The organism is Methylobacterium sp. 13MFTsu3.1M2 (assembly GCF_900112625.1).
GTDB lineage: Bacteria > Pseudomonadota > Alphaproteobacteria > Rhizobiales > Beijerinckiaceae > Methylobacterium.
The window spans coordinates 44488-67001 of record NZ_FOMM01000024.1; the positions used below are offsets into that span (position 1 = coordinate 44488).

Genomic DNA, 22514 nt, shown 5'->3' on the forward strand with positions numbered 1-22514 from the left:
ACCGGCGGGACCGGAGAGGGGTCGACATCATTACAGACCGCTGCGCGGATTTGGCAAGGGTCAACGTGAATAGATGTCACGGGCCTGTCACGGTGAACGCGGCGCCACGCGACAGGCGTGTGCCTACTCCGCCGCTTCGAGCCGCGGTGTCACCCCGGCGAGCGCCGCGGGCTTCGGGCCGCCGGTCGCCCAGTCGAGCAGCTCGACCGTGTGGACGATCGGGATGCCGGTGCCCTTCCCGATCTGCGTGGCGCAGCCGATGTTGCCGGTGGCGATCACGTCGGGGCGCACGCGCTCGATGTTGGCGACCTTCCGGGCGCGCAGCTTCGCGGCGAGCTCCGGCTGCAGGATGTTGTAGGTCCCCGCCGAGCCGCAGCAGATGTGGCCCTCGGGCACGTCCTTCACGGTGAAGCCCGCGCGCTTCAGCAGCGTCTTGGGCTCGAGGCGGATGCCCTGGCCGTGCTGCATCGAGCAGGCCGAGTGGTAGGCCACGACGAGGTCGGTCTCGGCCACGGGGGCCAGGTCGAGCAGCGCGAGGTACTCGGTCACGTCCTTGGCCAGGCTCGAGACCCGCCGCGCCTTCTCGGCGTAGGCAGGGTCGTCGCGGAACATGAAGCCGTAATCCTTGATGGTCGTGCCGCAGCCCGAGGCCGTGACCAGGATCGCGTCGAGGCCCTCGGCGATCTCGGCGTCCCAGGCGTCGATCGCCTGCCTGGCGTGGGCGTGGGCCGATTCCTCCTTGCCCATGTGGTGGGTCAGCGCCCCGCAGCAGCCCTCGTTCGCGTGCACCACCTCGATCCCGTGCCGGTTGAGCAGCCGGATCGCGGCGGCGTTGAAGTCCGGCCGCAGGACGCTCTGGGCACAGCCGCGGAGGAGGGCGACGCGCCGGGCGGGCGTCCCGGCCGCCTGGCCGCCCGCCGGCGGGAACCGGCCGGGCCGGTTCGTCGGCTCGCGGGGCGGCGCCCCGGCCGGCGCGAGGTCGAGCATGGCCGCGAGGCGGTTGCCGACCCGCGGCAGCCGGGCCACCAGCCCCCGGAACGGCGCGCCGAGCTTGGCGGCGGTGAGCGCGAGGCGGAAGCGGCCCGGACAGGGCAGGACCTGGGCGAGCAGCGCCCGCAGGAACCGGTCGCCGGCGGGGCGCACGTAGGTCTCCTCGATATGGGCCCGGGCGTGGTCGACGAGGTGCATGTAGTGCACCCCCGACGGGCAGGTGGTCATGCAGGACAGGCACGAGAGGCAGCGGTCGACGTGCTTGACCACCTCCTGCGAGGCCGGCTTGCCGCCCTCCAGCATGTCCTTGATCAGGTAGATCCGCCCGCGCGGGGAATCGAGCTCGTCGCCGAGCAGCAGGTAGGTCGGGCAGGTCGCCGTGCAGAAGCCGCAATGCACGCAGGTCCGCAGGATCTTCTCCGACGCCGCCATGGCGGGATCGGCGAGTTGGGCGGGGGCGAAGTTGGTCTGCACGGGTCGCGTCCTCGGCGCCACGGCTCCCCACGCTCGGGGAGGGGCGGGATCTGAAGCTTCAGAGTCCGGCGTACATCCGGCCGGGGTTGAGCACCCCGGCGGGGTCGTGCGCCGCCTTGATGCCGGCGGTGAGCCGCATCAGCGGCTCGGCCAGCGGCTCGAACACCGGCACGGCGGCGCGCACGGCGTCGGGGGCCCGCACCAGCGTGGCGTGGCCGCCCTGAGCCCCCACCGCCCGGCGCACCGTCGCGGCGCCGGCATCGCCCGCCGCGCCGGTGGCGAGCCAGATCAGGCCGCCGCCCCAGTCGAAGAACCAGCGCGCGTCGCGCTCGGCCGCGACCGCCGCCGCCAGGGCCGGCCCGCGGGTCGGCGCGGTGGAGATCCGCCACAGGGCGGCCTCCCGCGGCTCGGCGAGCGGCGCCGCGTCGCGCACCGTCCGCCACAGGGCGGCGCCGGCCTCGCCGTCGATGATCTCGGGCTGGCCGTAGCGCTTCAGCAGGCGCCGCAGCTCGCCCGTGCGGTAGTCGATGGAGTCGGAGAAACCCTCGAGGCGCATCAGGGTCCGCGCCTCCGGGGCGCCGATCCCGGCCGGGAGGTGCGCGGCGCCCGTGAGCTCGAAGGGCGAGCCCAGCGCCTCCGACAGGGCGGTCACCGCCCGCGTGTCGTCCAGGCCGGAGAAGACCAGGGTCGCCACCCGCTCGCAGGCGGGCAGCACCTTGAAGGTGACCTCGGTGAGGAGGCCCAGCGTGCCGTGGGCGCCGGCCATCAGCTTCACGAGATCGAGGCCGGTGACGTTCTTCATCACCCGGCCGCCCGACTTGATCGCCTCGCCGCGCCCGTTGACGAAGCGCACGCCGATCAGGCTGTCCCGGGCGGCGCCGGCATTGATCCGCCGGGGGCCGGCATTGTTGATCGCCGCCACGGCCCCGAGGGTCGGCTCGCCGGCGGTGCCGTACAGGCCGCGCAGGTCCATCGGCTCGAAGGGCAGCATCTGGCCGCGGGAGGCGAGCAGCGCCTCGACCTCGGCGAGCGGCGTCCCGGCCCGGGCCGCCACCACCATCTCGGCGGGCTCGTAGAGCGTGACGCCGGTGAGCGCCTGCGCGGAGAGCGTCGCGCTGTCCTGTGCGGGCCGGCCGAGCCCCGCGGCGGTGCCGCCGCCGGCGAGGCGCAGGCCCTCGCCGCGGCCGGCGGCCGCCCGCACGATCTCCCCGGCCTCCGCCTCGGTGCCGGGCTCGTAGACGCCCATCGTTCCCGTCCCGGTCCTGTTTGTATCCATTCCAGGACGGGTGTCGCCGGATCCGGCGGCGGATTCAAGCGCAGGCGGAGTCGCGGGGTTTCAGCGGCGGGATTTCCACTGCGCTGCCCTCGCGTGAGCCTACTCCGCCGCCACGGTCCGCGCCGGGCGCAGGCGCGCCAGGACCTGACGGCGCAGGCCGGCGATGTCGAAGATCCAGACCAGGGCGCCGTAGAGAACCATCCCGGACGGGACCAGCACGGCCAGGGCGGTGGCGGGCGGCAGCTGCCGGAAGGGGGCGAGGGCGAGCCCCATCGCCGCGCAGGCGAGCGCGGCGACGCCGATCTCGCCCCAGGGCAGCGCGATGCGCCCCGGGCCGGTGAGGGCGCGCCAGCCGAGCCACGTTCCGGCGGCGGCGAGGCCCGCGGTCTGCGCCACCGCGACGCCGAGCCCGCCCATCCGGTCCGGGAGGACCAGCAGGCCGGCGCCGTTCACCGCGAGGCCGACCAGGGCGGCGGCGACCACCGGCAGGGTCTTGCGGCGGATCTGGAAGACCGGGTTGAGGGCGTAGAACATCATCGCGAGGCAGAACAGGCCCGGCATCAGCACGGTGCTGTAGGTCTCGAACGGTCCGCGATAGGCGTCCGGCACCACCAGGCCCTGGAGGGCCGGCAGCACCGCCCAGAAGCCGACCGCGCAGGGTGCCAGCAGGGCGAACACGGTGCCGGCATTGGCGGCGACCTGCGCCTCGGCGGCGGCGCGGCCGCTCTGCTCCTCGGCCTGCACGGCGAACTGGAACAGCAGCAGGTCGAGGGCGGTGCCCAGCGTCATCAGCGAGCGCGAGGTGACGTCGGCCGCCAGGGCGAAGTAGCCGGCCTCGGCGAAGCCGGCATGGCCCGCGATGGCGCCGCGATTGACGAAGGCGAGGCACTGGTAGGCGGTGTTGGCGGCGATCAGCGGCAGGCCGTAGCGCGCGAAGACCCGCCAGGTCGTCGACAGGCGCGGCCGCTCGAGGGGCGTGCGCGGGTCGCGCAGGGGGTGGCGCAGCACCGCCACCGCGAGGAGCTGGCTGAGCCCCGCCGCCGCCAGCACCCAGGCCGGCTGGGGCAGCCACCACGCCGCCGCGGCCATCATGGCGAAGGACAGGACGTTCTTCACCGCCACGAGGCCGAGATAGAGCTTGCCGTCGAACCGCGCCCGGGCGAGGGCCGCGTGGTAGTCGAACACGCCGATGCCCAGGGCCGCGAGGCCGGTGCCGCACAGGACCGCCTCGCGCCCGTCGGCGCCGCCGGCGAAGCCGAAGGCCCCGCACAGGGCCGCGGCGGCCAGGAGCAGCGCGCCGATGCGCAGGTAGGCCCGGTCGAGCCCGTGGCGGATCCACGGCTCGTCGACGCGCACGCGCCCCGAGTAGAACCGCGTCGCCGACAGGCGCAGCCACTCGAACAGCACCGTGTTCAGCACGATGGCGCCGGTGGTCGCGAGGGCGAACCGGCCGAAATCCGCCGGCCCCAGCAGCTTGGCGATCAGCAGGCCGAGGACGAAGTTGAGCCCCGCATTGATGACGAAGGCGACGATCACGGCCATGGACGGCGACTCATGCGCGGCGGGATTGCCCCCGCCCGTTGCGTACGCTGTAGCGCGCGAGCCGTAAGACTCCCCTAAACGGGCGAGATCGGGGCGGAGACCCGCGCGGCTCCCGGCACCGTCCGGTCACGCGGCCCGGACGGTGTCGAGGAAGCGCGCGACCTCGGCCGCGAGCGTCTCGGACTGGCGCGACAGCGCGGACGCCGCCGCGAGCACCGCGTTGGCCGCCCGGCCGGTCTCCTCGGTGGCCCCGGCGACGCCGAGGATCGTGCGGGTCACCGCGCCGGTGCCGACGGCCGCCTCCCCGATGTTGTGGACGATCTCCCGGGTGGCCGATCCCTGCTCCTCCACCGCCGCCGCGATCGCGCTCGCCACGCCGCTGATCTCCTGGATCCGCCCCGTGATCGCGCCGATCGCCGCGACGGCCCCGCCGGTCACGCCCTGGATGCCGGCGATCTGGCCCGCGATCTCCTCGGTCGCCCGGGCGGTCTGCGCGGCCAGGGCCTTCACCTCGCCGGCGACGACCGCGAAGCCATGACCCGCCTCGCCGGCCCGGGCGGCCTCGATCGTGGCGTTCAGCGCCAGCAAGTTGGTCTGCCCGGCGATCGCCGCGATCAGCCCGATCACGTCGCCGATCCGCGCGACCGCGTCGCTCAGGTCCCGGACCATCGCGCCGGTCTGCCCCGCTTCCGCGACGGCCCCCTGGGCGAGCCGGGTCGATCCCTCGACCTGCCGGCCGATCTCCTCCACGGAGGCGCCGAGCTCCTCGGCCGCAGCCGCCACAGTGCCGACGTTGGTGGCGGCCTCCTCGGCGGCAGTCGCCACGGTGCTGGACTGGCTGGCGGTCTCGGTCGCGGTGGCCGTCATGGTCTGGGCCGTGCCCTGCAGCGCGGTGGCCGCGTCCGAGACCTGGGCGATGACGCCGCCGACCGTCCGCTCGAAGCGCTCGGCCATCGCCCGCAGGTCGGACCGGCGCCGTGCCTCCGCCGCCTGACGCGCCTCGGCGGCCTCGGATTCGAGCTGGCGGCCGCGGATGAGGTTGTCCTTGAACACCTGGACGGCCCGCGCCATGGCGCCGATCTCGTTGCGGTAGGTGCGCGCCGGGACCGTGACGGAGGCGTCCCCGTCGGCCAGCGCGCCCATCGTGGCGGTCAGCACCCGGAGCGGGCGCAGCACGCCGCCGAACAGGGTCCACAGGCCGAGGGCCACCAGCAGGATCACCGCCAGCAGCGCCGCCCCGCTGCGCGCGACGTCGCCCCGCGCGTCCTCGGCGAGGGCCTCGGCGCGCGCCACCATCGCGTCGAGGGCCGCGTCGCAGAGGGCCACGAGGGAGCGCTGGTTCGCGGTGTTGCGGTCGCGCAGCTCAGCGAAGGTGTGGCGCGGGGGCGCGTGCGTGCTGAGCGCGTCGAAGACCGCCCGCGCGATGGCCTCGGTGTCGCCCTCGAAATTGGCGGCCTTCGCCCGTTCGTACGCGGCCCGCACCGTCTCCGAGACGTCGACCGCGGCCTCGGTGGTGCGGCGCCACGCGGACAGAAGCTCGGTCCGCTCCGCCGCCGCCGCGACCGTCTCGGGCAGGGACCACGCCGCGCCGGCGACCAGCGAGGCCTGTACCCGGACCGCGACGTTGCCGCTGGCGACGCGCGTCTCCCAGGCCGCCTGCTTGAGGGCGAGATAGCGCTGCAGCACCGGATCGGACCGGGGAATGGCCGCGTCGACCGCCTTCAGCGTGGCCGTCAGCGCCTCGAGCAGGTCCTGGAAGGCGGCCATCGCGGCGTCCCGCAGCGCCGGGTCACGCCGGGCCAGCGGCAGCCCGAGGGCCGCGTCGATGCGGGGACGCAGGTCCGCCATCGCCGCCTGCGCGGTGCTCAGGCGCTCGAGCGTCGCGCTGACCGCCGGCTCTGCCAGATCGCCCAGGCTGCGCCGGGCCCGGCCGTAATGCTCGGTCAGCGCCTGCCGGCTCCCCGCGATGGTCGACAGGGTCTTCGCGTCCGCCGGCGCCTCACCCCCGAGGGCGAGGGTCGATCCGCGCTCGAGCCGCAGCGGCAGGATCGTCCGGAGGAGGCCCTGGCTCGCCTGCGTCAGGGTCAGGGCTCTCGCGGCGCCCGCCGCCCGCGCCCGCGCGTCGACGAGTGTCCGCACCGCGTTGCCCAGCGCCATGCAGGCCATGATGACGATCACCAGGCACAGCAAAATCCGGATCGAGAAGCGTCCCAGCCAGCGAGTCATCGGTGAGATCTCATGTCCCGCGATGCTCTGTCTTAGAACGTAAGGTTTTGTCAGGCAATCGACCGAAATTCTTCGACAGAAATACGGATTTATAAATCGAAGATGGACCGAATTGTGAAGCAATATGAGACAAATAACGGAATTGGCGAGTATTGTCGGGAATTGGACCGCATTCTCGCGTGACGATATCGGCGCGGTCGCCGGCCGCGCGGCGGGCTTGTGCCGGTCCGTGGCGCGGCGCGAGGGACCAGGTATCCTGCGGGCGCACTCCCGAAGAGCCGCAGGTTCAGCGCTGTCGGCCTGCCGGTGCCCCGCGATGACGGAGTGTGGCGCGAGGACGCGCCTGGCCCGATCTCGCTATCGCCGGGACGGTGTGCGGGCCAGCCGGCGGCTGGGCGGTGGTCCGCGCGGCAGTCCGCGCGGCGCCTACAGTGCGCGCTCGTAGCGCCACGCCTCCATCCCGTCCTCGTAATAGTCCGGCCGCACGGCGAAGCGGGTGTAGCCCCGGCGCTCGTAGAGGCGGATGCCGGCGCCGTTGTCGGCGCGCACCTCCAGCCGGAGCCGGTCGCAGCCCTCGGCGCGGGCGCGGGCCTCCGCGGCGTCGAGGAGACGGCCGCCGAGGCCGAGGCCGCCGCGATTCGGCGCCACCGCGATCGAGGCCAGCCGGGCGATCCGGCTGCCGCGCCGCCGCTCCAGCACCGCGGCGCCGACGAGCACCGGAACGGGATCCCGGTCCGGCGGGTCGATCAGGGCCGCCAGCACGTCCATGGAGGGCGAGCGGATCGCGTGGCGGATCGCCCGGCGCTCGGCCCGGTCGGTGGCGAAGGCGGCGTGCTCCAGGGCGACGAGGGCGTCGAGATCGGCGAGCGTGGCGGTGCGAATCGTCGGCTCGGGGAGCCCGTCGCCGACCGGGCTGCGCAAGGGGGCGCTCATGACCGGGCGCTCACAGGGAGGCGCTCACGCCCGCGCCGTCGCGGTGAATCTGGTCGGCCCGGCCATCGCTCGCTCGCCTGAGTACTCTGCCCCGTCTGGTCAGATGCCCGCTTCCGCCCCGCTTGGGAAGCCCGCACGGCCCCGTCGAAGCGGTCGGGGCGCGTCGTCGATGCGTCGTTTTTGCAACGGAGCGCGCGGGGTGTGGATTGCGGGCGGAAAATCGGGCGTTCCGGGGCGGTTTCCCCTTGTCGCGCGGGTCCCGTCTCCGTATATGCGCCGTGCCCAATTTCGCACGTGCCTGTGGCCGCGTGTCGGTTGGTGGGCATCCGGTCAACTGCCGGACAGCCGCCAGGGGTCTTAAAGGATCGATGGTCGCAAGGGTGGATCCCTACGGCCGGCATCCAGGTGGCAACACCGGACCCCGACAACAACCGGCAGCCGGAGGCGAAACCGGCGAACCCCGCTCTCCACGGGGGACGCAGCTTAAAGCAACGACGAACGGGCTTTTTTGGTCTCGTCGGCCCTCCACAGGCCGGCACCGAAGAGGCTTGTTTCTCTTTGCCCGGCGTGCGGTGGGGGTCCTCCCTTCCAATCCACGGCAGCTTCCGGGTGCTCTGCGCCCGCTCCGACGCACGCGTCTCCAAAGCGCGTGGGTCCGCGCGACGCATCGCCCCCTGACGCCGGCGGCCCGTTCGGGCCGTCACCTTCGACAGCGCGCCCCGCGTAGGGCGCTCGCGAACCCGTGCCGGGAGACGACCATGACCGACCGCATCCGTGACTACCTGCGCGTGCGCCGCGACCTCGGTCAGGACGAGGGCCCCGTGATGGTCCTCGACCTCGACGTCGTGCGCGACAACTACACCGCCTTCGCGCGGTCCCTGCCGGACACCCGCGTGTTCTACGCCGTGAAGGCGAACCCGGCGCCCGAGGTGCTGCGCCTGCTCGCCGAGATGGGCTCCTGCTTCGACACCGCCTCGGTGGCCGAGATGGAGATGGTGCTGGCCGCCGGCGCCACCGCCGACCGGATCTCCTTCGGCAACACCATCAAGAAGGAGCGCTGCATCGGCCGCGCCCTCAAGCTCGGCATCCGCCTGTTCGCGGTCGATTGCCAGGCCGAGGTCGAGAAGATCGCCCGGGCCACCGACGCGCTGGGCGTGCCGGCGGGCGAGGTGCGGGTGTTCTGCCGCATCCTGTGCGACGGCGCGGGCGCCGACTGGCCGCTCTCCCGCAAGTTCGGCTGCGTGCCCGAGATGGCTGCGGACGTGCTGGAGCACGCCCACCGCCAGGGGCTCGAGGCCTACGGCATCTCGTTCCACGTCGGCTCGCAGCAGGGCAACACCGAGGCCTGGGACGGGGCGCTCGGCTCCGCGGCGGCGATCTTCCGCGAGTGCGCGGAGCGCGGCATCGGCCTGTCGATGGTCAATCTCGGCGGCGGCTTCCCGACCAAGTACCTCAAGGCGGTGCCGGGCGTGGAGAGCTACGGCGAGGCGATCTTCCGGGGCCTGACCAAGCATTTCGGCAACCAGATCCCCGAGACGATCATCGAGCCGGGCCGCGGCATGGTCGGCAATGCCGGCCTGATCGAGGCCGAGGTCGTGCTCGTGTCGAAGAAGTCCGCCGAGGCCGACGAGGTCCGATGGGTCTACCTCGACATCGGCAAGTTCGGGGGGCTCGCCGAGACCATGGACGAGGCGATCCGCTACCCGATCCGCACTGCGCGGGACGGGGAGGCGACCGAGCCCTGCGTCATCGCCGGCCCGACCTGCGACTCGGTGGACGTGCTCTACGAGCGGCAGCTCTACCCGCTGCCGGTCTCGCTCTCGATCGGCGACAAGGTGCTGATCGAGGGGGCGGGCGCCTACACCACGACCTACGCGGCGGTGGCCTTCAACGGCTTCCCGCCCCTTCAGCAGATCGTCATCTGATCCTTCCTAGGATCAGGACGGGTTCCGGCTGAGGGACGCAGGCTCCTCCGTCCTCGCGAGCGGAGCGAAGCGATCCAGGGACGCGCGACGCCTTCCGACGTTTCGCTGCCCTGGGTCACGTCGCTTCGCTCGTGATGACGGGGAGGGCGACCCGGCTGGACGCTGACGTCCACCACCGCGTCGACCGAGGGCGTCCGGCTCTCGGTCACAGACAATCGCTTCTCCCGCTCGCCGGCCCGGGGAGGGCACAGCCATGATCGAGATCCGCGCGGAGCATCTCCACGACGTCCCGGCGCGCGAGCGCCTGCTCGACGCGTGCTTTCCCGGCAATCGACGCGCCAAGACCTCGGAGCGCCTGCGCGAGGGCCGCCTGCCGGCCCGCGGCCTCGCCTTCGCGGCGACCCGGGCGGGACGGCTCGTCGGCACCCTGCGGCTGTGGCACGTCGAGGCCGGGCTCGCCCGCCCGGCGCTGTTGCTCGGCCCGCTCGCCGTCGATCCGGCGATCCAGGGCCAGGGGCTCGGCTCGGTGATGATGCAGGCGGCCCTCGGCCGGGCGGAATCCCTCGGACACGGCGCCGTGCTGCTGGTCGGCGACGCGCCCTACTACGCGCGCTTCGGCTTCGACCGGGCGCTCGCGGAGGGCCTGACCCTGCCGGGGCCGTTCGAGCGCGCGCGCTTCCTCGGTCTCGAGCTGCGCGCGGGCGCGCTGGCGGGCGCCGAGGGGATGGTCCGGGCGACCGGAGTGCCGGCGCCGGTGGGCGCGGTGGCCGACGAGGCGGGGGTGGCGCGACGACGCGCCGCCTGAACGGGGCTTCGGCGCTCCGCCGATCTGAGGCGACGAACCGTCTTCGCGAGCGGAGCGAAGCGAGCCAGGGTCGCGCCCCGCTCAATGACGTCGCGCTGCCCTGGGTCGCTTCGCTGCGCTCGCGATGACGGCGTGCAGAGCCGGTATGCTCCGTGGGGCGGCCGCATCGACCGCCTTGGCCAGCCCCATGCATTGCGCACGCCGCCCGCGATCCCGCATAGACGGTCCGCCGGCCTCCCGGAGAAGGTTGCTCGACCGATGCAGATCGCCACGCCCTACCTGATGTTCCTGGGCGACGTGCCCGACACGCTGGCGGCCAAGACCGCCTACGGGATCAAGGACTGGCGCCCCGAATGGTGCGTCGGCCAGATGCGCCTGCCGGGCTGCGCCGCCGATCTCGGCATCCCCGACATGACCCTGCCCGAGGCCCTGGCGAAGGGCTGCCGGACCCTGGTGATCGGCGTCGTCAACGCCGGTGGCGTCCTGCCGGACCACTGGGTCAAGGAGATCGTCGCGGCGATCGAGGCCGGGCTCGACGTGGCGAGCGGCCTGCACGTGAAGCTCGGCGCGGTCCCGGCCATCGCGGAGGCCGCCGCCCGCCGCGGCCGCCAGCTCCACGACGTCCGCCACACCGACGAGCGCTTCCCCACCGGCAAGGGCACGAAGCGGACGGGGCGGCGCCTGCTCACCGTCGGCACCGACTGCTCGGTCGGCAAGAAGTACACCGTGCTGGCCCTGGAGCGCGGCATGCGCGAGCGCGGCCTCGACGCCGATTTCCGCGCCACGGGCCAGACCGGCGTGTTCATCTCCGGCCGGGGCGTCGCCATCGACGCCGTCGTGGCCGACTTCATCTCCGGCGCCGTCGAGACGATCTCGCCCGAGGCCGAGCCGAACCACTGGGACCTGATCGAGGGCCAGGGCTCGCTCTACCACCCGTCCTTCGCGGGCGTGAGCCTCGGCCTGCTGCACGGCGCCCAGGCCGACGCCTTCGTGGTCTGCCACGAGCCGACCCGCACCAACATGCGCGGCGTGAAGCACCCGCTTCCGACCATCCGGCAGGTGATCGACCTCACCGTGCAGCTCGGCAGCCTGACCAATCCGGGGATCAAGCCGGTCGGCATCGCGGTGAACACCCAGGCGCTCGCCGAGGGCGAGGCCCGGGCGCTCCTCGACGCGCTCGGCTCCGAGCACGGCCTGCCCGCCACCGACCCGGTGCGCTTCGGCGTCGACGGGCTGGTCGACCAGATCGTCGCCGACTTCCCGGCGATCTGATACCGCTTCCCTGTGCCGGCTCTCACTCCGTCCCCGTGAGCCGAGCGAAGCGATCCAGCAGCGCCATGCCAACCGGCCGCTCGCTGCCCTGGGTCACTTCGCTCCGCCCGTGATGACGGAGCGGGCTGCATCGACCGCAGGCCTGAACCGGAGACCGTACGACATGGCCCGCCGCCTGACCCTCGCCGTCGAGCGCTTCCCGATCGCCGGCGCCTTCACGATCTCCCGCGGCAGCCGCACCGAGATCGCCGTCGTGGTGGCGACGATCGCGGACGGCGACGCGGTCGGGCGCGGCGAGTGCGTGCCCTATCCGCGCTACGGGGAGAGCGTCGAGAGCGTCAGCGCCCTGATCGAGGGCCAGGCGGAGGCGATCGCGGCCGGGATCGGGCGGGACGCGCTCATGACCCGCATGAAGGCGGGCGCCGCGCGCAACGCCCTCGATTGCGCGCTGTTCGACCTCGAGGCGAAGCGGCAGGGCCGTCCCGCCTGGGAGATCGCGGGTCTCGCCGAGCCCCGGCCGGCCATCACCGCCTACACGCTGAGCCTCGGCACGCCGGAGAGCATGGCGGAGGCCGCCCGCAAGGCCGCCCACCGGCCGCTGCTCAAGGTCAAGCTCGGCGGGGACGGCGATCCGGAGCGCATCGCCGCGGTGCGGGCCGGCGCGCCGGAATCCCGGCTGATCGTCGACGCCAACGAGGCGTGGCGGCCCGAGAACGTGGAGGCCAACCTCGCGGCCTGCCTGCGGGCGGGCGTCGCGCTGATCGAGCAGCCGCTGCCGGCCGACGCCGACGCCCTGCTCGCCGAGATCCCCCACCCGGTGCCGGTCTGCGCTGACGAGAGCCTCCACGACCGCGCCGGCCTCGACGCGCTGGCCGGGCGCTACGACGCGATCAACATCAAGCTCGACAAGACCGGCGGCCTGACCGAGGCGGTGCTCCTCGCCCGCGAGGCGCGGGCCCGGGGGCTCTCGATCATGGTCGGGTGCATGCTCGGCACCTCGCTGGGCATGGCGCCGGCGGCCCTGCTCGCCAACGACGCGGAGTTCGTCGACCTCGACGGGCCGCTGCTGCTGGCCCGGGACCGTGACCCGCCGCTGCGCTACGAGGGCAGCCTGATGCACCCGCCGACGCCGGACCTCTGGGGCTAGGGCCCGCGGCGGGCCGGTCGTCGTCCGCGGTCCCGAGAGGGTCCCGCGCGATGTCCCGGAGGCGCCACCCTGTGGAGATCCCGGGTGCGGAGGATAGGGATCGCCCCGCCTGTCACCGGCAGGGCCTCACAAAGGGTTTGGGATTAGGTATACCAGAAGGCTTGCCTTCCGCTCGCCCGGCTGCCATCCATCGCACGTGCGCTTGGGGCCGTGGCGTGGACGCGCTGTTCCCAGCAGCCAGACAACACACAGCAAGTCTCAATGCTGGGGAGGACCGACGTGGCCAAGAACATCCTGATCCTGGGGGCCTCCTACGGCTCGCTCCTGGGCACCAAGCTCCTGATGGCCGGTCACAACGTGACCCTGGTGTGCCGGCGGAAGACCGCGGATCTGATCAACCGCGAGGGGACCGAGGTCCGCATCAAGCTGCGCGACGAGAAGGAGCACCGCGCGATTCACTCGCGCGATCTGCCCGGCAAGGTCGACGCGATGCCGCCGGAGGACGTCGACGTGTCGCGCTACGACCTCGTCGGCCTGGCCATGCAGGAGCCGCAGTACAACAACCACACGATCCGCGTCCTCATGATCAAGATCGCGGCGGCGAGGCTGCCGTGCCTGTCGATCATGAACATGCCGCCGCTGCCCTACCTCAAGCGGATCCCGGCGCTCGCCGCCATGGACCTTGAGGACGCCTACACCAATGCCGGCGTGTGGGACCGGTTCGAGCCGGGTCTGGTGTCGCTCTGCTCCCCCGATCCGCAGGCCTTCCGGCCGCCGGAGGAGGAGGCGAACGTCCTCCACGTCGGCCTGCCGACGAACTTCAAGGCCGCGACCTTCGCGGACGAGGCCCATAACCGGCTGCTCCGGGAGCTGGAGGCCGACATCGACGCCGTGCGCCTCGACGGGCACGACGTGCCGGTGAAGCTCAAGGTGTTCGACTCGCTGTTTGTGCCGCTGGCCAAGTGGTCGATGCTGCTGACCGGCAATTACCGCTGCATCACCCCGGGCGAGCCGCAATCCATCCACGACGCCGTCCACGGCGACCTGGCGCGCTCGCGGGCGATCTACGACCACGTCGACGGCATCGCCCGGAAGCTCGGCGCCGACGCGGCCGACCAGGTGCCGTTCGAGAAGTACGCCAAGGCCGCCGAGAGCCTGCTGAAGCCGTCCTCGGCCGCGCGGGCCGTCGCGAACGGCGCGCCCTACATCGAGCGGGTCGACCTGCTGGTGAAGCTCATCTCGCACCAGCTCGGCGAGCCGAACGCCGAGATCGACCGCACCGTCGAGACCGTCGACCGCAAGCTCGACGAGCGCATCATCGAGGGCTGACGGGCGCTGCCCTCGCTTCGCTCCGTCATCACGAGCGGAGCGAAGTGACCCGGGGCGGCGCGCCAGCGGTCGGCGTGGCGCCGCTGGATTGCGTCGCTGCGCCCGCAAAGACGGTGGCGAGGGCTCCAACCGGAAACGGTATCACTCCGCCAGATCCAGAAAATGCCGCCCCTGGCGGTCGTCGATCTCGACGATCCAGAGATCGGAATCGAACCGGATCTCCTTGGTCAGGCGCTCCTCCACGTCGAGCGGGCTGCCGCCGGTGACGATCGCGGCGAAGCGGCGGTCGCCGCTCTCCTCGGCCTCGAACAGCGCTTGCGGCGCCGGTCCGTAGAGGTCGGCGCTGCCGTCGAGCCGATCGACCTTCACGAAGATCGCGCCCGCCTCCGCGGATCCGCGCCGGCGCAGCACCGCCGGGATGCCCGCGACGTCCAGGCGCCGCAGATGGGCCGAGACCCAGAAATCGGAGCGCAGGCGCATGCGTCTGTAGCCCTGTGAATCGCGCGGCCCGCGCCGTGGGCGGGCGATCCGGCGCGGCGGTCGGCCCCTGAAACCCGGCCGGTTGTGAGCGGCGCAAGCCCCGCCATGCGCGAAAGCGCCGGCACGGGCAAGCGCGGATGCGCGACGCCGCACGTCCAGAGCAAACGGCTCAGCGCGGCGAATAATCCGTCAAAAAATCCAGTATTTCTCGGGATTAAAAAAGAACTGAACGATGTGCGTCAGCGCACATCTATAGTATTTTCTGCTGCCTAACTGAGCAAAGGGCGCCCGAATTCGCATGCCACGATGATTTGAGGAGCAATCCGATGCGGAGAATGACCTCGCTCACGACGCTGATCGTCGCCTGCCTGTGCTTTGCTGTGCCGTCGGCCCACGCCCGTCCGGAGACGCTCATGGATTTACTGGGCCACCGCGACTCCGCGTCCTGCCCGCGCTACCAGCGGACGCCGAGTGATGCCTGCAACATCGTCGTGCACCGGCCCGGCGGTAATCCCACGCAGGACATGACCGGATCGATCGGCCACGCGAAGTCCTGGCAGGCCAATGGCGGCCCGCGCTGCAAGACGATCTGCCGGTTCACCGGTACGCAGTACTGAGGGACGCGCTCCCACGGCGACCGGCACCCGCACCGCTTCCGCGGAGCGGGCGCCGCTTCCGTCCCGCTAGCCGTGGCCCGCCCGCGCCATCAGCTCGCGCAGGGTCCGGCCCGTCGCCTCTCCGGTCACCGGCAGCTTGGCGCCGCGCTCGAACTTCTCGATCGCCGCGCGGGTGCCGGGGCCCATCGCGCCGTCGGGCTTCACCGCGTAGCCGAGCTTCGACAGCGCCTTCTGGGCGCGCAGCACCGGATCGCCGTCCTTCTCGGACTTGGCCGCCTTGGCGTCCGTCTCCTTCGCGGCCGGCTTGGCGGCCGGCCGAACCGGCGACGCCTTCGGGGTGACCGAGGCGGTGGTCTCCTCGGACCGGATCAGCTCGCCGATCGCGTCCCGGGCCGCCGGCTTGGCGGGGACCGGCGCGGCGGCGCGGTCGGCCTCGATGACCCGCACCGGATCCCGCGCGGGTTCCCGGAGGGCCTCCCTGGCGGCCGGCGCCGCCTCGCGGGGGGCGGGCGCCTTCTGGGCGAGCTTCGGCAGGATCGGCGCCGGGTGGCGCCCGGTCTGGTAGCCGAGGGCGTTGACGCAGACGAAGCCCGCCGCGCCGAGGGCGACGAGGCTGCCGAGAACGGCGCCCGGGCTGGTCCGGCAGGTGGCGCCCGTCGCCTTCAGCGCGCCGACGAGCACGGCGCGCCAGTCGCCCTGGACCGCGGGGCGGCGCGGCGCGGCGCGGCGCGCGCGGCCGGGCTCGCCCGGTACGGTGATCTCGCGGTAGCCTGACATCATGTCTCCTTCCGGGGATCTTCGGGTCAGCCGGTGCGGCGCAGGACCGGGTCGGCCGGGGCCGCGGCGAGACCCGGCTCCGCGTCGAACAGGCCGAGCGGCAGGCGCACCACGCGGCGGGGCGCCGGGGCGCCGCGCACGGCCGTGCGGATCGGGGCCGGGCCGTGGGCGGCCGCGGGGGCCTGGCAGACGAGGGGCAGGGTGACGGTCACCACCGTCCCGGCCTGGGGCGCGCTCTCGATCAGCAGGGAGCCGCCGTGGAGGCCGACGAGGCCCTGGACCACCGACAGGCCGAGGCCGGTACCCTCGTGCTGGCGCTTGTAGCCGCCGCTCCCGGCCTGGAAGAACGGGGTGCCGAGCTTGGGCAGATCGTCCGCGCCGATGCCGACGCCCGTATCGGCCACGACGATGTCCAGGGTGCCGGCGCCGCGCCGCAGGGACAGGTCGATGCGGCCGCCCGCCGGGGTGAACTTCACGGCGTTCGAGATGAGGTTGATCAGCACCTGCCGGCAGGCGGCGGGATCGGCCGTGATCTCCACCGGTCCGGACGGGGCGGCGGTGACGACGACGCCGGCGGCGTCGGCCTTCAGGCGCATCATGTCGCAGCAGGCCCGGAGCAGGTCCGCGATGTCGAACGCCTCGGGGGCGCAGTCGAAGTTGCCGCTCTGGATCCGGCTCATGTCGAGCAGCGTGTTGACGACGCCGAGCAGGTGGTGGCCCGAGGCGCCGATGATGCCGGCATATTCCCGCGCCTGGACCGGTCCGAGGCTGACGGCGCCTTCGCCGGCGAGGACCTCGGAGAAGCCGATGATCGCGTTGAGCGGCGTGCGCAGCTCGTGGGTGACGTTGGCCAGGAACCGGCCCTTGATCGCGTCGGCCCGCTCGGCCTCGGCGCGGGCGCGCTCCAGCTCGACGGCGTGCCGGTGGTGCTCGGTCATGTCGCGGGTGACCGCCACGACCGCCGTGGCGGCGTCGTGCGCGCCGTGCTCGATCCGGTGGGCGCGCATCTCGGCGTAGATCAGGCTCGCGCCGTCGGCGCGGCCGGTCTCGGGCTCGACGTGCAGGCGCAGGGGCAGGGTCGCGGGCCGGCCGGTCGCGGCGACGTCGCTCACCGCCTTGAGGAAGGCCGGGCGGTCGGCGACGTGGACGCGCTCCAGCAGGCCGTGGCCGCGCAGGCGGGCCGGGTCGCTGCCCAGGAGCCGGACGGCCGAGACCGAGGCCTCCAGCACGCGGCCGTTGCGGTCGTGCCAGGTCACGAGGTCGTCGATCGCCGAGAGGAGCAGCCGGTCGCGGGCCTCGTTGTCGCGCAGCCGCTCGCGCCAGACGCCCTCGTTGCGCATGTGCTCCAGGGCCTGGGCGGCGACGTGGCCGATCGCCGTGATGGCGAAGGCCGGCAGGGCGATCGCGGCCGAGATATCCATGACCGGCAGGGAGCCGGCCCAGGCGCCGAGGGCCACCACGGTCAGGACGCCGAGGACCGCCATCGCGGCGGCCGCGATCGTCGCGCGGAGCGAGCCGGAGACCAGTGCCTCGAGGGGGATCGCCACGAGCCAGACCGCGGCGGGCGAGGTGACGCCGCCGGTGACGCCCGCCAGGGCGACGACGAGGCCGGTCAGGCCCGCCGACGAGACCGCGTGGGCGACCCAGAGGGAGCCGGTGCGGGTGAGGAGGACGGCGGCGAAGACCGGCAGCAGCAGGCTCGTGATCGCCAGGACCTCGAAGCCCGACGGCACCCCGCGCCACAGCAGGTAGGGCGGCAGCCCGGCCATCATCACGGCGCCGGTCGCCAGCCGCGACACCAGGAAGCGCTGGTGGCGCGCGCGGGCGGCCGGATTGTCGACCACGGATTCGTGGACGAGGCCCGCGAGCCGGTCATCGATCAGCGACGTCAGGACGGTCTTGATGGTCAAGGTTGGCACGCGTCGCGCTGGCTGCGTTCCCGCATCCGTCGCGCCTCCGGTTCGACTTCGAACGACTACCGGACGGTCGCAGAGCCGGCTTAAACGAGTGTTGCGGGACTTGTCCGAATGGTCGGGATGCTTTCCGCGAGGTAACCAGCCGATCGCGAACAAGCTTCATTCACCATCGTGCGGGAAAGCTCGGGTCGGTAGAGGCCCGGTTCACGAAATCCGTCGAATGCTTCGCGCGATCTCGAGCGGAGAAACCGTTCCATGACCGTCCTGCTGCGCGCCGCGCTGGTGATCGGCGTGCTCTCCTACTTCGCCATGCTTCGCACCGGAGCGGACCCGGCCGCGGAGGCCCGCAGGCTCGCCGGGGCGGTCCCGAGCGCCCAGGCGGTCGTGCCGGCCGCCCTGGAGGCGGTTCCGCCCGAGACCCGGGAGCGGGCGGTCCGCGCCGTGCTGGCCCGCGGCCTGATGGCGGAGCTGAGCCGCCGAGCCGCGGAGGCGCCGCCCTCGAACGACACCCTGCAGGAGACGGACCGGCAGCCCGCTTGGCGGGGCGCCGATCCGGAGAGTGATCCGCAGAGCGATCCCCGGACCGGCCCGCGCTGACGGCCGGCCGGTCAGCCCGGCTCCCCGCCGCTCGCCGTCCGGGCCCGCGCCGGCAGGGGCGGCCGCTGCGCGGCGACGCGCTCGGCGCCCTGGCGCAGCTTGGCCTCCGGGCCGTGTGCCGGCTGATGGGCCTCGCTCCGACCGCGCTCGGCGAGCGGCCGGTCGAGGATCGCGGCGATCAGGTCCCGCGAGGCCGGACGGCTCACGGTGCGGAACAGCCGGACCAGATCGGCGACGCGCTCGGCCGAGCGCGCCACCCCCTGGTTGAGGGTCAGGAAGATGTAGACCGCCTCCTCCTCGTGCAGGCCGGCGGCCCGCAGGCCGAGGGTCAGGAGGTCGTAGCGGGTGCCCGCGTCGGCGACCACGGTCAGGAAATCGCGGGGCAGGCCGAGCCCGTCGGCCAGCGCCGCCATGAAGGCGGGAACGTCGCGGGCGGCGGACAGGCCGGTCAGGGTCTCGCCGAGGCCGCGGGGCGGCGGCGGGCAGGGGCGCAGGGCGGCGGTCGCCTCGACGGCCCGGCCGATCACCGTGCGGCGCATCGGGTCGGCGTGCAGGTACAGGGGCACGAGGTCGGCGGCCGAAACGTCGGGGCGGACCAGCAGCAGCCGGGCGAGGTCGGGGGCGGTGCGACCGCGGTCCACGAGCCGCGACAGGGCCGCGCCCCGCAGGGTGTGGCCGAGATTGGCCGCCAGCGCGCGGTCGATCTCGGGGCGGCCCTCGCGGGAGAGTTCGTCCACCGCCTCCCGGCTCAGCCCGGCCCGAGCGGCGATGCGGGCGGCGATGTCCGACCCCTCGGCCAGGGCCGCCTCGATCAGGCGATGGCTCAGGGTCGGGGCCAGCTCCACCACCGCGTCGCGGGCGCCGCCGCCGCGCAGGGCGAGCGCCTCCAGCACAGCGGGCGGCGTCTCGGGGCAGGGGGCCAGCTTGCGGGCCACGACCCGGGCCGTCTCCTCGTCCACCGTCGGGATGAGTCCGCAGGCCAGGGACTCGAAGATCTCGATCTCGGTCCGGTCCCGGGCCGCGGCCCGGACGAACAGGTCCGTCTGAACCCGGAGGATCACCGGCTTGAGATCGAGATTCTCGATGCGTGACAGTTCGAGGAGCCCGGACAGGTCCGGCGGAGCATCGACGGAAGGGGGCATGGAGGATCGGTTACGCAAGACTGCAGTAAGGTCACGCTAACCGCATCGACGTGAATCGACCTTTAAACCGCCTCCGCGGCGACCGTGCCGTCCTGCGCCAGGATGGCACCGGCGCGGTCCCGCCCCGGCCGGACCGTCAGCGCATCCGTCAGCGCGTCAGCCAGAGCACGAGGCCGAGCCCCACGGCGGCCGCGACGATGATGCCGGCGTAGAGCGGCAGGACCCAGGGCTGCCGCTGGTGCGGGTAACCCTTGGCCGCCCGCTCCGAGGGCGCCCGCTCGTTCTGCCGGGCGATCCGGACCTCCCGGGGCGTCGGCGGCGTCCCGCCGGCCTCCTCGCAGGTCCCGAGCGGGGCCGCGCCGATATCCATGTGCGGGGTCTTGTCGGCGGTGCGGCCGCTGTCGATGTCGCCCTTGAGCTGCGCGGCGGTCGGCGCCTCGGAATCCGGCGGCGGATCGCAGGGCAGGTTCGCGGGCGGTGGCGGGGTCTCGGATCGCAGCGTCATCGGGGGGCTCCACTCTCCGGGGGTAACGCCCGGTGAGCCCCGCCGGCTTCGGCCAGGATGTCGCGGATCTCAGCCGTCTCCGGTGCCCCGCTTCAGCAGCGGCCGCGCGAGCACGGTCCCTTCGTCGGCGAAGCCGGCGGCGGCGCAGAAGGCGCGCAGGGCGGCCTGGTCCGGCCCCGCGGCCAGGAGCAGCCGGTCGCAGCCCGCCTGCCGCGCCGCCCGGCCGGCCGCCTTCAGCAGGACCCGACCGATGCCCCGGCGGCGGGACTCGGCGGCGACCACGAGGCCGGTGATCAGGCCGAAGGGCCGCGGCGCGTCCAGCGTCCGCACGGGGGCGACGGCGATGAGGCCGCTCGGCGGCCCCCATTCCACGGCGACGAGGGCGATGTCACCGTCCCGCTGCAGGGCCTCGAGCCGGGCCGCGAGGTCCGCGGCGCCGACCGCGACCCCCGCCTCGCTGAGCAGCGCCGCGAGACCCGCGGCGTCCGGCCCCGCGGCGGCGCGAATCTCCAGCCCGTAACGATTGCCCAAATCCCGCTCCCGATCGGCATGTCCGGCGCATGCATGTCCGGCGGTTCAACGCGTGGCGAGGCCTCTCGACACGGCGCGTCGCGGTCCCGAGGCTCAAACGCGGCGCCATCCCGCAGATCGCGATCACCGCGGGATCGGCTCCGTCGCGCGCGGCGCCGTCGTGATGCGGCGCGCGCGGAACGCGCCGGGCCGTCCGCGCTTTGCTCTCCCGTCGGCGGATCGGGGAGCGCGCAGCATGGCGGGGCGGGTGACGGATCGAGCCTCCGAAGGGGAGGCCGGCCAGGCGCGGCCGGAGACAGCGCCGGCGCCCGAGGGGCCGGGCCCGCGGTCCGGCATGACCGAGGCAGAGGTCGGGCCGGAGGCCGAGGCGGTCGAGCGGCACAAGGCCGAGACGGAGATCGCCGCGGGCGACGTGGCCGACGACCTCGCCGATTTCGCGTAACGGACCGGCGCGCGGGTCGCGCGCCGGCCGGTAACCACGAGCCCGGGCGTTGCCGGGCTCAGGCCGGGCTCAGGCCGTCTCCTTGGCCTTGCGGGTGCGGCTGGCGCGCTTCGGCTTCTCGGCCACTTCCGCGACGGGCTCGGGCTCGGGCGCCGGGGCGGCGGACTTGCGGCGCTGCTGGCCGAGGCCGAGGCTGCGGGCGAGTTCCGAGCGCTGGGCCGAGTAGCTCGCGGCCGTCGACGGATAGTCGCGCGGCAGCCCGAAGCGCTCGCGATACTGCTCGATCGTCAGGCCGTTGCGCGACAGGTGCCGCTTGAGCGTCTTGTACGGCTTGCCGTCGATGAACGAGATCAGGGCGTCCGGCGTCACCGACTTGCGGATCTGGGCCGGCGTCGGCTTGTCGGCCGCCTCGGTGACCGTCGCCGCGGGGGCGGACAGCTTCGTCAGCGCGGCGTGAACGCCGGCGAGCAGACCGGGCAATTCGCTGATCGGCACGGAATTGTTCGAGACATACGCCGAGACGATGTCGGACGCCTGCTCGATAAAGGTCTGCTGCTGCTCAGTGGCGTTGTCGTCCATCGATGATTCCCTCTATCCGACCGTCGTGAGACGGTTCTAACGTCTGTGCAGCAAAATCAAGTCGTCGTCGAGCATTTCCCTACACAATGCCCCCGCCATGAACACGCATATTATTCAAACCGTGGGTCGAGCTGAAATCGACCGTCGAGCAAACCGACACCCCGGAGCCGAAGTTGGACGAGACCGGGCGACGCGGACGGGCGCCGGTTATGCCTTCCGCCGCGATCTCGCCGCGGGCTTCCTCTGCGAAGATCCGTCTCCGGTCTGATGAGAGGCGCAGAACTTCACGCGGCGGCCCGCCGCGATGTCCCGTGAGCCTTCGGGACGGGACGAACGTTTCGGCCGGACTGTCACGTGATCTGCCGCGGACCGGTCATGGCCTCGGAGGCGGCCGGGCGATAAGGATCCGGGCGGGGCAGGATCCGGGGCGATCGGCGTGGACCAGCAAGTGGATCACCAAGTGGACCAGCAAGTGGATCAGCGCTCGGAGACGGGCACCGTCTTCGGCGCCGTCATCCCGTTCGTGGATCACTGCGGGATCGAGGCGCTCGACGTGCGCGCGGGCCGGACGCGGCTGCGCCTCGCCCTGCGGCCGGAGCACGCCAACAACCTCGGCATCGCCCATGGCGGCGCGCTCTGCACCCTGCTCGACGTCGCCCTGGGGACGGCGGCGCGGCTGCGGGCGGGGCGCCCCGTGGTGACCCTCGACATGCAGACCCGCTTCCTCGCCCCCGGCCGCGGCGTCCTGACCGCCGAGGGACGGGTCACCCGGGCGGGGCGGTCGGTGATCTTCTGCGAGGCCGAGATTCGCGACGAGGCCGGGGAGCTGGTGGCGACCGCCACGGGGCTGCTCAAGCCCGTCGGCGAGCGGCCGGCGCCCGCGTAGGGGCCGCGTAGGGGCCGCGTAGGGGCGTTGTCGCCGGTCGGGACACCGGCGCGGGAGCCCTGCGCGCGAGCCCTGCGCGCCCGTGCGGGGCCGCGACCGCATTGACGTGCGCCCGGCAGGGTG

General features: G+C 73.3%; 20 protein-coding genes. 8 read left to right on the forward strand and 12 right to left on the reverse strand.

Features of this window, described 5'->3' with window-relative positions:
• Nucleotides 1-123: 123 nt before the first annotated feature.
• The 5 genes from glcF to BM314_RS22720 all read right to left on the reverse strand — a co-directional run bounded on the left by glcF (nucleotide 124) and on the right by BM314_RS22720 (nucleotide 7441).
• On the reverse strand, nucleotides 124-1464 hold the full coding sequence (glcF, locus tag BM314_RS22700) for a glycolate oxidase subunit GlcF (protein WP_091980355.1): 1341 nt from the start codon (nucleotides 1462-1464) through the stop codon (nucleotides 124-126).
• 58 nt (nucleotides 1465-1522) lie between these two features.
• Entirely contained in the window at nucleotides 1523-2710 is a 1188-nt protein-coding gene (locus BM314_RS22705; protein WP_091980357.1) for an FAD-binding protein, read from the reverse strand.
• 129 nt (nucleotides 2711-2839) lie between these two features.
• Nucleotides 2840-4282, reverse strand: coding sequence for a polysaccharide biosynthesis C-terminal domain-containing protein (locus tag BM314_RS22710; RefSeq protein ID WP_091980360.1), 1443 nt, complete (start codon nucleotides 4280-4282; stop codon nucleotides 2840-2842).
• Nucleotides 4283-4408: 126 nt separating this feature from the next.
• Nucleotides 4409-6508 carry a methyl-accepting chemotaxis protein gene (locus BM314_RS22715; RefSeq protein WP_091980362.1) on the reverse strand — a complete coding sequence of 700 codons (2100 nt, stop codon included), beginning with the start codon at nucleotides 6506-6508 and terminating at the stop codon, nucleotides 4409-4411.
• A gap of 426 nt (nucleotides 6509-6934) precedes the next feature.
• The gene (locus BM314_RS22720; RefSeq protein ID WP_091928081.1) at nucleotides 6935-7441 is read right to left on the reverse strand and encodes a GNAT family N-acetyltransferase; all 507 of its coding nucleotides are present in this window, start codon (nucleotides 7439-7441) and stop codon (nucleotides 6935-6937) included.
• A 758-nt stretch (nucleotides 7442-8199) separates the two neighbouring features.
• Here BM314_RS22720 and BM314_RS22725 point away from each other — a divergent pair.
• The 5 genes from BM314_RS22725 to BM314_RS22745 all read left to right on the forward strand — a co-directional run bounded on the left by BM314_RS22725 (nucleotide 8200) and on the right by BM314_RS22745 (nucleotide 13919).
• Nucleotides 8200-9366, forward strand: a complete 1167-nt coding sequence (locus BM314_RS22725; protein ID WP_091928082.1) for a type III PLP-dependent enzyme — start codon at nucleotides 8200-8202, stop codon at nucleotides 9364-9366.
• A 253-nt stretch (nucleotides 9367-9619) separates the two neighbouring features.
• Nucleotides 9620-10171 (forward strand): GNAT family N-acetyltransferase, encoded by a 552-nt coding sequence (locus BM314_RS22730; RefSeq protein ID WP_091980365.1) that lies wholly within the window; start codon nucleotides 9620-9622, stop codon nucleotides 10169-10171.
• Nucleotides 10172-10429: 258 nt separating this feature from the next.
• Nucleotides 10430-11443: an N-acetyltransferase DgcN gene (gene dgcN, locus BM314_RS22735; RefSeq protein WP_091980367.1), complete on the forward strand. Its 1014-nt coding sequence runs from the start codon at nucleotides 10430-10432 to the stop codon at nucleotides 11441-11443.
• A gap of 163 nt (nucleotides 11444-11606) precedes the next feature.
• Nucleotides 11607-12590, forward strand: coding sequence for an N-acetyl-D-Glu racemase DgcA (gene dgcA, locus BM314_RS22740; RefSeq protein WP_056526441.1), 984 nt, complete (start codon nucleotides 11607-11609; stop codon nucleotides 12588-12590).
• Nucleotides 12591-12869: 279 nt separating this feature from the next.
• Entirely contained in the window at nucleotides 12870-13919 is a 1050-nt protein-coding gene (locus BM314_RS22745; RefSeq protein WP_091980370.1) for a ketopantoate reductase family protein, read from the forward strand.
• A gap of 141 nt (nucleotides 13920-14060) precedes the next feature.
• Here the strand turns inward: BM314_RS22745 and BM314_RS22750 are convergent, their stop codons facing one another.
• Nucleotides 14061-14399 (reverse strand): DUF1491 family protein, encoded by a 339-nt coding sequence (locus tag BM314_RS22750; RefSeq protein ID WP_020091141.1) that lies wholly within the window; start codon nucleotides 14397-14399, stop codon nucleotides 14061-14063.
• 326 nt (nucleotides 14400-14725) lie between these two features.
• Here BM314_RS22750 and BM314_RS22755 point away from each other — a divergent pair, with 326 nt between their 5' ends.
• Entirely contained in the window at nucleotides 14726-15016 is a 291-nt protein-coding gene (locus BM314_RS22755; protein WP_091980372.1) for a hypothetical protein, read from the forward strand.
• Between the two features lie 66 nt (nucleotides 15017-15082).
• Here BM314_RS22755 and BM314_RS22760 read toward each other — a convergent pair whose 3' ends face one another.
• A complete protein-coding gene (locus tag BM314_RS22760; RefSeq protein WP_244540005.1) occupies nucleotides 15083-15796 on the reverse strand; it encodes a peptidoglycan-binding domain-containing protein in 714 nt (237 codons plus the stop codon).
• 23 nt (nucleotides 15797-15819) lie between these two features.
• On the reverse strand, nucleotides 15820-17703 hold the full coding sequence (locus BM314_RS22765) for a sensor histidine kinase (protein ID WP_244540006.1): 1884 nt from the start codon (nucleotides 17701-17703) through the stop codon (nucleotides 15820-15822).
• A 261-nt stretch (nucleotides 17704-17964) separates the two neighbouring features.
• On the opposite strand from BM314_RS22765, the gene BM314_RS22770 reads away from it, so the two are divergent.
• A complete protein-coding gene (locus BM314_RS22770; RefSeq protein ID WP_091980377.1) occupies nucleotides 17965-18306 on the forward strand; it encodes a hypothetical protein in 342 nt (113 codons plus the stop codon).
• Between the two features lie 11 nt (nucleotides 18307-18317).
• Here BM314_RS22770 and BM314_RS22775 read toward each other — a convergent pair whose 3' ends face one another.
• The 4 genes from BM314_RS22775 to BM314_RS22795 all read right to left on the reverse strand — a co-directional run bounded on the left by BM314_RS22775 (nucleotide 18318) and on the right by BM314_RS22795 (nucleotide 21505).
• Nucleotides 18318-19448: a DUF2336 domain-containing protein gene (locus tag BM314_RS22775; protein WP_020091136.1), complete on the reverse strand. Its 1131-nt coding sequence runs from the start codon at nucleotides 19446-19448 to the stop codon at nucleotides 18318-18320.
• Nucleotides 19449-19596: 148 nt separating this feature from the next.
• Nucleotides 19597-19953, reverse strand: a complete 357-nt coding sequence (locus tag BM314_RS22780) for a hypothetical protein (protein WP_020091135.1) — start codon at nucleotides 19951-19953, stop codon at nucleotides 19597-19599.
• Nucleotides 19954-20022: 69 nt separating this feature from the next.
• Complete coding sequence (locus BM314_RS22785; protein WP_091980379.1) at nucleotides 20023-20484, reverse strand: GNAT family N-acetyltransferase; 462 nt, start codon at nucleotides 20482-20484, stop codon at nucleotides 20023-20025.
• Nucleotides 20485-20995: 511 nt separating this feature from the next.
• Complete coding sequence (locus BM314_RS22795) at nucleotides 20996-21505, reverse strand: Ros/MucR family transcriptional regulator (protein ID WP_091928091.1); 510 nt, start codon at nucleotides 21503-21505, stop codon at nucleotides 20996-20998.
• Nucleotides 21506-21977: 472 nt separating this feature from the next.
• Between BM314_RS22795 and BM314_RS22800 the strand changes: the two genes are divergently transcribed.
• Nucleotides 21978-22391, forward strand: coding sequence for a PaaI family thioesterase (locus BM314_RS22800; protein ID WP_091980418.1), 414 nt, complete (start codon nucleotides 21978-21980; stop codon nucleotides 22389-22391).
• Nucleotides 22392-22514 lie beyond the last annotated feature (123 nt).